Source organism: Cryobacterium tagatosivorans (genome assembly GCF_004402215.1).
GTDB classification, from domain to species: Bacteria; Actinomycetota; Actinomycetes; order Actinomycetales; family Microbacteriaceae; genus Cryobacterium; species Cryobacterium tagatosivorans.
The window spans coordinates 76,615-87,586 of the sequence record NZ_SOEZ01000043.1; the positions used below are offsets into that span (position 1 = coordinate 76,615).

The window sequence follows — 10,972 nt, forward strand, 5'->3', positions numbered from 1 at the left end:
GGGCGGCCGGGGGTTCTGTCGTACTGTGGGCGAACAGGCTACGAAAGGCGCATCTGGTGGATATCCGTATTGGCATCTTCAACTCCCCCCGTGAGATCGGTTTCGAGACATCTCAGCCGGCGGCCGAGATCGAGGAAGCGGTGGCAAAGGCGCTGGCCGGCTCCACCGGCTACCTGAAGCTCTCGGACGACAAGGGGCGGATCTACATCGTCCCGACGATCGGCCTCGCCTACGTCGAGCTGGGTTCCGAAACCTCCCGCCGCGTCGGCTTCGTCGCCTAGCACCAGCCGTGGAACTCCTGTTCGTGGCCCTCGGCGGGGCCATTCTCGGGCTGGCCGCGCGCTACTTGCTGCCCGGACGTGACTTCCACGGGGCCGTCCTGGTTCCGGCCGTCGGCACGGCGGTCGCGTCGGCCGCCTGGGTCGCGCTGACCTGGCTCGGCTGGAAATGGGACGGCGGCTGGATCTGGTGGGTCGCCCTGGGCCTGTCTGCCGCGGCCTCGGCCGCGGTGGACATCCTGCTGTCCCGTCGGCGTGCACAGGCCGACCGGGAACTGCAGCAGCGCCTCGCGAAGAACGGCGTTCCGCACCACGCCTGAACGGGCCGGGCCGAACTGGCTGGGCGGAACTGGCCGGGCGAAACTGGCCGAGGCGAAACTGGCCGGAGTGGAGCGCGTCAGGCCGTGAGGCCGAGCCCGTCCATCCGGCGGGTGTGCGCCGCGATGAGTTCCGTGAAGACCGGCTCGATCCGGGACTCTTCGGTGCCCGACGCGGCCGACAACGCCATGGCCGACCGCGCCACCAGCAGGGTGTCGCCGACGAGCCGACGGCCCCACATGGCCAGGCGCGACCCCAGGGTCGGATCGGCATTGATCGCCACCTTGAGTTCGTGCACAAGAACCTCGGTGCCGGCATCCTCGCCGAGCAGTTTCGCGATCCGGGGGCCGACGTCGCCGGGCAGGCCGTCGGAGAGCCGGATGAAGAAGTCGTCGAGCAGCCCGCCGGTGAGATAGCAGCTGAGCAGCACCTCGTGCCAGTCGGCGCCGGTGGTCTTCTGCCGGTAGAGGTCGAGGGCCGGCGCGAACGGCGTCATCTCCACTGCGGGCTCGCCTCCGCGCCGGCGGATCTCCTGGATCAGGCCGTGGTGTTTGGACAGCGCACGTCCCGCCGCGGCGCTCAGCCCTTCGCGGGCGGCCAGGTTCGGCGCGGTCGCCACGGCGCCGGCCAGGCTCTCGAAGACCGCCAGCTCGAAGTAGGCGGCCTGGCCGAGGTAGGGCATCACCTGCGGCGTGAGGTCGCTGATGTCGACTTTCGTGGTCGCCAGCTTCACCCTGCGGGCGCCCAGCCGGGGTGTTTCCGACCGCTTCGGTCGCTTATCAAGCCACGAGATCACGCGCTCAGCTTAGGACAGCGCGGCGCGCCGCGCAGCGCTGGAGCCCCGTCAAGGCCGGTTCCCAGCAGGCGCCCGGTAAGCTGGGCTCACGCCATCGACATGGATCGGTGGCCGGTGCCCGCTGCAAGAAGACGGGCGCATCCCTCTTCCAGCAAATGAACAGGCATACATTCGTGACTTTCTCCGAACTAAATATCGACCAGGACATGGTCGACGCGCTCGTCGACAAAGGCATCCTCGAACCGTTCCCCATCCAGGTACAGACAATCCCCCTCGCCCTCAGCGGCCAGGACATCATCGGCCAGGCCAAGACCGGCACCGGCAAGACCTTCGGCTTCGGCCTCCCCCTCATCCAGCGCCTCGGCCTGAACCCGGCGCCCGGCGTGCAGGCGCTCGTCGTGGTGCCGACCCGCGAACTCTGCGTGCAGGTCTCCGAGGACCTCGAGCTGGCCGCGAAGAACCGCGACACCACGATCGTCTCGATCTACGGCGGCAAGGCCTACGAGGGCCAGATCGAGGCCCTCAAGGCCGGCGCGCAGATCGTCGTCGGCACCCCCGGCCGCCTGCTCGACCTCGCCAGCCAGCGCCTGCTGAGCCTCGCCAACGTGCAGGAGATGGTGCTCGACGAGGCCGACAAGATGCTCGACCTCGGCTTCCTCGCCGACATCGAGAAGCTGTTCGCGCAGACCCCGGCCACCCGCCACACCATGCTGTTCTCCGCGACGATGCCCGGCCCGATCGTCGCCCTCGCGCGCCGCTTCATGAACCGGCCCATCCACATCCGCGCCACCGACCCCGACGAGGGCCTCATGCAGGCCAACATCGAGCACCTGGTCTACCGTGCGCACAACATGGACAAGGACGAGGTGATCGGCCGCATCCTGATGGCCGACGGCCGCGGCAAGACGGTCATCTTCACCCGCACCAAGCGCGCCGCCGCGAAGCTCGTCGAGGAACTCGGCGACCGCGGCTTCAACGCCACCGCCGTGCACGGCGACCTGAACCAGGAACAGCGCGAACGCGCCATGGCCTCGTTCAAGGCCGGCAAGAAGGACATCCTGATTGCCACGGATGTCGCCGCCCGCGGCATCGACGTCGAAGACGTCACCCACGTGATCAACCACACCATCCCCGAAGACGACAAGGCGTACCTGCACCGCGTGGGCCGCACCGGCCGCGCCGGCAAGACCGGCATCGCCGTGACCTTCGTCGACTGGGACGACCTGCACAAGTGGACGCTCATCAACAAGGCGCTCGACTTCGGCACCCCCGTGCCGATGGAGACCTACTCGTCCTCGCCGCACCTCTTCACCGACCTGAACATCCCGGCCGGTTCCAAGGGGCGCCTGCGGGCCACCCCGATCAAGGAGGTCGTGGCCGGCGCCGCCGGGGGCCGTTCGGACTCCGGGCGCTCCGGCGGAGGCCGCTCTGACTCCGGGCGCTCCGGCCGTTCGGATTCCGTTCGCTCGGGTTCCGGCCGTTCGGACGCCGGCCGCTCCGGCGACCAGGCCGGCGGACGTCCCCCGCGCAGCCGTACCCGCGTGGGCACGACCACCAACCCGGATGCCCCGGCGGCAACGCCCGCGGCCGGCACGCACGATGGCGGAGGCGCCGAGCACCACGACGGCAACAACGCTCCCCGCCGCCGCAGCCGCACCCGTCGCCGCTCGCCGCAGGCCGGCAGCACCGGCGCGGTCTAGGCCGGCCCGCCAGCCCACGCAACACGCAACACGCAACACGCAACACGCAACTGAGTCGCGGACAAAGTATCTTCCCCACGCCATTGAAGGTACTTTCTCCGCATCTCAACTGATCTGCGCATCTCAAAAAGTGAGACACCGCGCGACCCTGCGACCGCGTCAGCCGTAGATCGGTGGCGTGCCCGTTCCCTGCTCGATGATCTGATCGAGCACCTCGGGCGCCGTCGTGTTCTCGCCCAGCCGGTTCGGCTTGCCCGTGCCGTGGTAGTCGCTCGACCCGGTCACGGCCAGGCCGTACTTCGCCGCCAGCACGTACAGCCTCGCCTTGGCCTCGGGCTCGTTCTCCCGGTGCTCCAGTTCGAGCCCGAAAAGCCCCGCCTCGGCCATCTCGGCGAGCCGCTTTTCCGGGATCATGTGCGCGACCCCGCGCGTCGCCGGGTGCGCGAGCACCGGAACCCCGCCGGCCGCCCGGACCAGGCGGATCGCGAAGAGCGGATCGGGCGCGTAGTGCGGCTGGTAGTACCCGGCCTCCCAGTGCAGGATGCCGGAGAAGGCCTCGCTGCGGGTGAGGACCAGTCCGCGCGCGACGAGCGCGTCGGCGATGTGCGGACGGCCGACCGTTGCGCCCTCCGTCGTTTGCGCCAGGACGTCATCCCAGGTGAGCTCGTAGTCGGCTCCGATGCGTTCCACCATCTGTTCCGCCCTGGTGAGCCGCGCCGAACGGATCCGGGCCGTCTCCGCGACGATTCCGGCATCCGAGGGGTCGAACAGGTAGGCCAGCAGGTGCACGCTGGTGAACCGCTCGCGGGTGCTCAACTCCATGCCGCGGATGAGTGTGATGCCGACTTCGCGGGCCATCTCGACGGCCTCCGGCCATCCGGCGGTCGAATCGTGATCGGTCAGCGCGACCGTGCCGAGGCCGGCCGCCGCGGCCGCCCGGATCAGCTGGGACGGGGTCTCCGTGCCGTCGGAGACGCTGGAGTGGGTGTGCAGGTCGATGGGACCCCTGAAACGCCGCTCGCCTGCCATATCCCCATGCTAGTTGCGCGCGACCGCCGGGGCGTGGCTGAGCCGACTTCCAGCAATCTCGCCTAGCCTGAACAGGCCATGCCAACCCGATTCTTAAGCGCCCTGATTGCTATCGGGGTCTCCGTCGCCCTGCTGATCCTCAGCTGGCCGCAGCTCTTCGGGTTGCAGAACGCCTGGGTCGTCGCCCATGTGGTGTCCCTGCGCGGCCTCGCGGTCGTCGGTGCGGCGGCCGGAATCGTCGTGCTCCTGCTGCTCCTGCCCTTCCGCCCCCTGCGCCGGCTGGCCGGACTGCTCATGGTGGCGCTGCTGCTGTTCGGCGTCACCAACACCGCCATCCTGGCTTCGCGGGGCATCAAAACGGATGCCGGGCAGGCCTCTGCTGACGAGAGCGCGGCGCCGGCCGCCTGGGCGGGAGCTGCGAGCGAGGCGGGAACGGCCGACAGCGTGACCGTGCTCAGCTGGAACACCCTCGGCGACGCGCCCGGCGCCGCCGCGATCGCGAAGCTCGCCCTCGAGCAGGACGCCGACATCGTCACCCTGCCGGAGACGACCGAGAAGACCGGCGTGGCCATTGCCGAGGCCATGCGCGTCGGCGGCCGTCCGATGTGGGTGCATACCGTCGCTTTCGACCTCATCTCCAAGGCCCGGTCGACGACGCTGCTGATCAGCCCGGACCTCGGCGACTACGAGGTGAAGAGCGCCGCGGGCTCCGGCCCGCCCGGCAACACCAACGTGCTGCCGACCGTGGTCGCCTCGCCGGCCGACGGGAACGGACCGACGGTCGTCGCCGTTCACGCCGTCTCCCCGATCCAGTTCGAAATGCCCAACTGGCGCTCCGACCTCGACTGGCTGGCCGACCAGTGCACCGGCAAGAACATCATCATGGCCGGGGATTTCAACGCGACGATCGACCACATGGCCGGCCGCGCGGCGACCGACTCGGCCGTCCTGGGGGACTGCCGGGATGCCGCGTTGTCGGTCGGATCGGCGGCCGTCGGCACCTGGCCGGCCTCCGCACCGATGCTCCTTGGGAGCCCGATCGACCACGTGCTGACGACCCCCAACTGGCAGGTCGACAGCATGCAGGTGATCGCGTCCAGGGACGACTCCGGCAGCGACCACCGCCCCATCGTCGCCACCCTCTCCCTCACCCCCTGACCCGCGCCCCACCGCCCCCTGCAACCCATCGCCGAACCGTGAGTTTGGCACCTTCGTGGGCCTCGGGAAGGTGCCAAACTCACAGTTCGGCGAGTACGTGGCGGGTGCGTGGGCGAGCGCGTGGGCGGAGGCGCGTTCGGGTGCGTGGGCGGAGGCCGGGCGCGCGCTCAGCATCTGCCCGACTGGCAGTGGGAGAATGGCTGAATGGCCTCTACCGACACTGTGATCACGCCAGTCCCCCGTTCGAACGAGAACCGCTCCACCACCCCGAATTCGGACGTCTTCAAGTCGTATATTTCCAGCCAGTGGGCGGACCGCACTGACGCGGTTCGCACCGCCCGGGAGCAGGCCCCGTTCGCCGCCGCTCGCCGCGCGCGCCTCTCGGCCCTGTACCGGGGACAGCGCCTGGTCATCCCGGCCGGCCGCCTCAAGCAGCGCTCGAACGACACCGACTACGCCTTCCGCGCCCACTCCGCCTTCGCCCACCTCACCGGCTGGGGCGCCGACGCCGAGCCCGGCGCCGTCCTCGTGCTCGAGCCGACCGCCGCCGGCCACGATGCGACCCTGTACTTCCGCGAGGCCGCGGGCCGCGACTCCGACGAGTTCTATGCCAACGCCGAGATCGGCGAGTTCTGGATCGGCCCGCGCCCGTCGATCGAGCAGGTTTCGGCCGATCTCGGCCTGGCTGTGCGCGGCATCGCCGAGCTCGAGTCCGTGCTCCGATCCGTCGACAGCGAGACCCTCGTGGTCCGCGGCGCAGATCCCGAATTCACCGACGAGGTCGACGAGGCCCGTCTCCGCTTCGCCGCCGACAAGGTCCTGAGCATGAACGCCTCCGACTCCCCGTTCAGCCTCGAGGTCAACGGCGAGCACGACCCGGACAAGCAGCTCGCCCGCGACCTGTCGGAGCTGCGCCTCGTCAAGGACTCGTACGAGATCGAGCAGATGCGCCTCGCCGTCGCGGCCACCGGGCGCGGCTTCGACGACGTCATCCGCGACCTGCCCCGCGCCAGCACGCACCAGCGCGGCGAGCGCCTCGTCGAGGGCGTGTTCAACACGCGCGCCCGGGTCGACGGCAACGCGGTCGGCTACGACACGATCGCGGCATCCGGCCCGCACGCCTGCATCCTGCACTGGACCCGCAACGACGGCCCCGTCCTGCCGGGCGACATGATCCTGCTCGACGCCGGCGTCGAACTCGACAGCTACTACACCGCCGACATCACCCGCACGCTGCCCGTGAACGGCCGGTTCAGCGAGGTGCAGCGGCGCGTCTACGACGCCGTGCTCGAGGCAGCGGATGCCGCCTTCGCCGTCGTGCGCCCCGGCATCGTGTTCCGCGAGGTGCACGCCGCGGCCATGGCCGTCATCGCCCGCCGCACCGCCGAATGGGGCATGCTCCCGGTCACCGCCAACGAGGCGCTGCAGCCGGAGAACGGCCACCACCGCCGCTACATGGTTCATGGCACGAGCCACCACCTAGGTCTCGACGTGCACGACTGCGCTCAGGCGCGGCGCGAGATGTACATGGACGGCGTGATCGAGGCCGGAATGGTCTTCACGATCGAGCCCGGCCTGTACTTCCAGGCTGACGACCTCACCGTTCCTGCCGAATACCGCGGCATCGGCGTGCGGATCGAAGACGACATCGTCGTGACCGCCGACGGCGCCGAGAACCTCTCCGCCGCCATCCCGCGCACCTCCACCGACGTCGAGGCCTGGATCGCCACCCTCACGTCCTAGTCGCCCTCGCCCCGCCGCGCCCAGCGCGCCGCGCGAAACCCCGCCGAACTGTGAGTTCGGCACCTTCGCGGGCGCCACGAAGGTGCCAAACTCACAGTTCGGCGGAGGGTGTTGCGGGGGGATTGCGGCCGGCGGGTGCGGCTACGGGGCGGGCGGCGCCGGCGGCTGGGCGGACGGCTCGGCGCCGGGAGCGGGAGCCGGGGACTGGACACCGTACCTGGGCCGCTCGGAGCCGGGAGCCGGCGGCTGGACGGGCGGCGCCGCTGGCGACCCTGTGGGCGGCTCGGTGCCGGGAACTGGCGGCTCCGCGGCGCGAGGCGGCTCCGCGACATGCGGCGGGGCGGCGGGCGCCGCTGCCTCCGGCACCCCGGCCAGCAGGTTGCGCGCACGGTGCACCAGGCCCGGCTCGACGATCACCTGGTAGTTGCTCGCGATCACCTGCATCGTCGAGGTGAAGTCCCGGCGACGACGGTTCAGCGCGTAGCTGACCAGACCGAAGAACATCCCGAAGCCCGCGCCGATCAGCAGGGCGGCGGCCACGAACGGGAGGCTGGAGCTCGTCGGCGCGAAGATGAAGAACAACACCCCGAAGAAGATGCCCATCCAGGCTCCGGATGCCGCCCCGGCGAGCGCGACCCGGCCGTAGGTGAGCTTGCCGGTCACCCGCTCGACGCTCTTGAGGTCGTTGCCGACGATGGAGAGCTGTTTCACCGGGAAGTCCGACACGGCGAGCTTCTCGACCGCCTGCTGCGCCTCGTTGTACGTCTCGAAGGTGGCCAGGACCTCGCCCTTGGGCAGGACCGGGAACAGGACCGCCGCGCGACTGGACCAGGGGCTTTGATTACTCATGCCGCCATTGTTCCACGCTCACCGGGAATAGCTGGTGAGTGGCCTAGATTTGTACTGTGAGTGCCACCAGAGTCTTCGTCGCCCGCCTGGCCGGATGCACCGTCTTCGACCCCGCGGGCGACCGCGTGGGCAAGGTGCGCGACGTCCTGGTTGTCTACCGAAAAAGCGACCCGCCCCGCGTCGTCGGCCTGATCGTCGAAATTCCCGGCAAGCGCCGCGTGTTCGTCTCGATCGGCCGGGTGACGAGCATGGGCTCCGGCCAGATCATCACGACCGGCCTGATCAACGTGCGCCGCTTCGAACAGCGCGGCGGCGAAGTGCGCGTCATCGCCGAGATGCTCGGCCGCAAGGTCGCCTTCAACGACGGATCCGGCGAGGCGACCGTCGAAGACGTCGCGATCGAGCAGAGCGGGCCGAGCAGCCAGGGCGACTGGGCGATCAGCCAGCTCTTCGTCCGGCGCCCCAAGACCAGCGCCTCCCCATTCGCCAAGGGCGCGACGGCGTTCGTCACCTGGGGCGAGGTACGCGAGAAGTCGACCGTCGGCCAGGCCCAGTCCGCCGAGCAGCTCATCGCCACCTACTCCGACCTCAAGCCCGCCGACCTCGCGAACACCCTGCTCGACCTGCCCCGCGAGCGCATGTTCGAGGTGGCCGGCGAGCTGCCCGACGGGCGCCTGGCCGATGTGCTCGAGGAGATGCCCGAGACCGAGCAGGTGGGCATCCTGACCCGGCTCGGCGACGCCCGGGCCGCCGAGGTGCTCGACCACATGCAGCCGGATGACGCGGCCGACCTGATCGCCCAGCTGCCGTCCGAGCGCGGCGAGCAGCTGCTCGACCTGATGGAGCCGGAGGAGGCCGACGATGTGCGCTTCCTGCTCACCTACGCCCCGGACACCGCCGGCGGGCTGATGACGACCGAACCGATCATCGTATCGGCCGACGCCACCGTGGCCGAGGGGCTCGCGCTCATCCGCCGCCACGATCTGGCCCCCGCCCTCGGCGCGGCGATCTGCGTCACCCTCCCGCCGTACGAGCCGCCGACCGGCCGCTTCCTCGGCATGGTGCACTTCCAGCGGATGCTGCGCTACCCGCCGCACGAGCGGCTCGGCACGCTGCTCGACCTCGGTCTCGAGCCCGTCACCGCCGAGACCTCGGCGGCCGAGGTGTCGCGCATCCTCGCCAGCTACGACCTCGTGTCGGTGCCCGTCGTCGACGAGAACCACCGCCTCGTCGGAGTGGTCACGATCGACGACGTGCTCGACTACCTCCTTCCGGACGACTGGCGCAGCCACGACGGCACGGAGGAAGCGCGCCGCCGCGCCGCGGTCCGCAGCGAACTGAGGACCGGAAGCATCCCCCTGCCCGGCGGGAAGGAGACCGGCCATGGCCAGGGCTAACCGTTCCGACCAGCGCCTCGACGCGCCCAAGGGCCTGCGCTCCCGGAAGCTCGGCGGCTTCGGTCTCGGCCGGGGCAGCGACCGCTTCGGCCGGTTCACCGAGGCGATCGCCCGCGGAATGGGAACCCCCTGGTTCCTCCTCGGGCTGACCCTGTTCGTTGCCGCCTGGGTCAGCTGGAATACCCTGTCGCCGGCCCCGCTGCGCTTCGACTCCATCGAGCTGGGCTTCATCGCCCTCACCCTGGTGCTCTCCCTGCAGGCGTCCTACGCGGCGCCCCTGATCCTCCTGGCGCAGAACCGGCAGGACGACCGTGACCGGGTGCAGATCGAACAGGACCGGCAGCGCGCCGAACGCAACCTCGCCGACACCGAGTACCTGGCGCGGGAGGTCGTTGCCCTGCGGCTGGCGATGAAGGACCTCACGTCCAAGGACTTCCTCCGGGCGGAACTGCGTTCCGTTCTCGAGAACCTCGAACAGCGCGACGAACAGGCACGGCGGGCCCGGCGCAGCGAAGCGGCCGACCGGGACCGCGAGGAGCGTCCCCGGGGTGAGTAGCGACGCGGTCTACGCGGCTCTCGCCCGGGTGATCGACCCCGAGATCCGCAAGCCGATCACCGAGCTGGACATGGTCGAGCGCGTGAGCGTCGCCGACGACGGACAGGTGACCGTCGGGATCCGGCTGACAATCGCCGGATGCCCCGCCGCGCAGAAGATCGAACGCGATGTGCTCCAGGCCGCGGAATCCGTGGCCGGCGCAGGCCGGGCCTCGGTCGAGGTCGGCGTCATGACCCGGGAGCAGCGCCAGGCCCTGACCGAGAAGCTGCGCGGCGGCAAGGCGGCGCGCGTCACCCAGTTCGGGCCGGAGTCGCTGACCCGCGTGTACGCGATCACCAGCGGGAAGGGCGGCGTCGGCAAGTCCACCATCACCGCCAACCTGGCCGTCGCGCTGGCCGCCCTCGGGCTGCGGGTCGGCATCGTCGACGCGGACGTGCACGGTTTCTCCATCCCCGGCCTGCTCGGGCTCGTCGCCGAGCCGGCCGGCGGATCCGGGACCGGCACCGCCGTCAAACCGACCCAGGTCGGGGACATGATCCTGCCGCCGATCGCCTACGACGTGAAGGTCATCTCGATCGCGATGTTCGTCGAGGACGCGTCGGTCGCCGTGGCCTGGCGCGGACCGATGCTGCACCGCACGATCCAGCAGTTCCTCACCGACGTCTACTTCGGCGACCTGGACATCCTGCTGCTCGACCTGCCGCCCGGAACCGGCGACGTGGCGATCACCGTGGGCCAGCTGCTCCCGCACGCGGAGGTCATCGTCGTCACCACCCCGCAGCCGGCGGCCGCAGAGGTCGCCGAGCGCAGCGGCGTCGTCGCCCGCCAGACCGGCCAGAGCGTCTACGGCGTGATCGAGAACATGTCCGGGCTGCCGCAGCCCGACGGCACCGTGCTCGAACTCTTCGGCTCCGGCGGCGGCGCCGAGGTCGCCAGTCGCCTCTCCGCGCACCAGGAAACGCCCGTGCCCCTGCTCGCCCAGGTGCCGCTCAGCGTGCCGCTGCGCTCCGGCGGCGACCGGGGCGTTCCGGTCGTGCTCGGCGACCCCGCCGACCCGGCGGCGCTCGCCATCCGGGCCGTCGCCGAGCGGCTCGCCACGCGGGGCCGGGGGCTCGCCGGCCGCAGCCTGGGCATCTCCCCGAGGTAGG

11 protein-coding genes are annotated in these 10,972 nt (G+C 70.5%); 8 read left to right on the forward strand and 3 right to left on the reverse strand.

Annotated features, from left to right (window positions below):
* Window positions 1–56: 56 nt before the first annotated feature.
* Together E3O23_RS08920 and E3O23_RS08925 are read left to right on the forward strand one after the other, a co-directional pair.
* Window positions 57–281, forward strand: a complete 225-nt coding sequence (locus tag E3O23_RS08920) for a DUF3107 domain-containing protein (RefSeq protein WP_134490205.1) — start codon at window positions 57–59, stop codon at window positions 279–281.
* Between the two features lie 8 nt (window positions 282–289).
* Window positions 290–598 (forward strand): hypothetical protein, encoded by a 309-nt coding sequence (locus E3O23_RS08925; RefSeq protein ID WP_134490207.1) that lies wholly within the window; start codon window positions 290–292, stop codon window positions 596–598.
* Window positions 599–675: 77 nt separating this feature from the next.
* Here the strand turns inward: E3O23_RS08925 and E3O23_RS08930 are convergent, their stop codons facing one another.
* A complete protein-coding gene (locus E3O23_RS08930; protein WP_166790462.1) occupies window positions 676–1,392 on the reverse strand; it encodes a ferritin-like fold-containing protein in 717 nt (238 codons plus the stop codon).
* Between the two features lie 173 nt (window positions 1,393–1,565).
* On the opposite strand from E3O23_RS08930, the gene E3O23_RS08935 reads away from it, so the two are divergent.
* Window positions 1,566–3,092: a DEAD/DEAH box helicase gene (locus E3O23_RS08935; protein WP_134490209.1), complete on the forward strand. Its 1,527-nt coding sequence runs from the start codon at window positions 1,566–1,568 to the stop codon at window positions 3,090–3,092.
* Between the two features lie 159 nt (window positions 3,093–3,251).
* Here E3O23_RS08935 and E3O23_RS08940 read toward each other — a convergent pair whose 3' ends face one another.
* Complete coding sequence (locus tag E3O23_RS08940; protein WP_134490211.1) at window positions 3,252–4,121, reverse strand: PHP domain-containing protein; 870 nt, start codon at window positions 4,119–4,121, stop codon at window positions 3,252–3,254.
* 78 nt (window positions 4,122–4,199) lie between these two features.
* Here E3O23_RS08940 and E3O23_RS08945 point away from each other — a divergent pair, with 78 nt between their 5' ends.
* Window positions 4,200–5,279 (forward strand): endonuclease/exonuclease/phosphatase family protein, encoded by a 1,080-nt coding sequence (locus E3O23_RS08945; protein ID WP_134490213.1) that lies wholly within the window; start codon window positions 4,200–4,202, stop codon window positions 5,277–5,279.
* Window positions 5,280–5,483: 204 nt separating this feature from the next.
* Window positions 5,484–7,022 (forward strand): aminopeptidase P family protein, encoded by a 1,539-nt coding sequence (locus E3O23_RS08950; RefSeq protein ID WP_134490215.1) that lies wholly within the window; start codon window positions 5,484–5,486, stop codon window positions 7,020–7,022.
* Window positions 7,023–7,163: 141 nt separating this feature from the next.
* On the opposite strand, the gene E3O23_RS08955 is transcribed toward E3O23_RS08950, so the two are convergent.
* Window positions 7,164–7,871, reverse strand: coding sequence for a YflT domain-containing protein (locus E3O23_RS08955; RefSeq protein ID WP_134490217.1), 708 nt, complete (start codon window positions 7,869–7,871; stop codon window positions 7,164–7,166).
* 56 nt (window positions 7,872–7,927) lie between these two features.
* Here E3O23_RS08955 and E3O23_RS08960 point away from each other — a divergent pair, with 56 nt between their 5' ends.
* Genes E3O23_RS08960 through E3O23_RS08970 form a run of 3 tightly spaced genes read left to right on the forward strand, consistent with a single transcriptional unit; the run spans window position 7,928 to window position 10,971 of the window.
* Window positions 7,928–9,268, forward strand: coding sequence for a magnesium transporter MgtE N-terminal domain-containing protein (locus tag E3O23_RS08960; protein WP_134490219.1), 1,341 nt, complete (start codon window positions 7,928–7,930; stop codon window positions 9,266–9,268).
* Complete coding sequence (locus E3O23_RS08965; protein ID WP_134490221.1) at window positions 9,255–9,824, forward strand: DUF1003 domain-containing protein; 570 nt, start codon at window positions 9,255–9,257, stop codon at window positions 9,822–9,824. Before E3O23_RS08960 ends, E3O23_RS08965 begins: the two co-directional genes overlap by 14 nt.
* A complete protein-coding gene (locus tag E3O23_RS08970; RefSeq protein WP_166790463.1) occupies window positions 9,817–10,971 on the forward strand; it encodes a P-loop NTPase in 1,155 nt (384 codons plus the stop codon). The genes E3O23_RS08965 and E3O23_RS08970 overlap by 8 nt, the downstream gene beginning before the upstream one ends.
* Window position 10,972: the final 1 nt, after the last annotated feature.

Coding starts and splice junctions, on each gene's coding strand:
- E3O23_RS08940 (WP_134490211.1), bottom strand. CDS start 4,121: ATGGCAGGCGAGCGGCGTTTCAGGGGTCCCATCGACCTGCACACCCAC.
- E3O23_RS08945 (WP_134490213.1), top strand. CDS start 4,200: ATGCCAACCCGATTCTTAAGCGCCCTGATTGCTATCGGGGTCTCCGTC.
- E3O23_RS08950 (WP_134490215.1), top strand. CDS start 5,484: ATGGCCTCTACCGACACTGTGATCACGCCAGTCCCCCGTTCGAACGAG.
- E3O23_RS08955 (WP_134490217.1), bottom strand. CDS start 7,871: ATGAGTAATCAAAGCCCCTGGTCCAGTCGCGCGGCGGTCCTGTTCCCG.
- E3O23_RS08965 (WP_134490221.1), top strand. CDS start 9,255: ATGGCCAGGGCTAACCGTTCCGACCAGCGCCTCGACGCGCCCAAGGGC.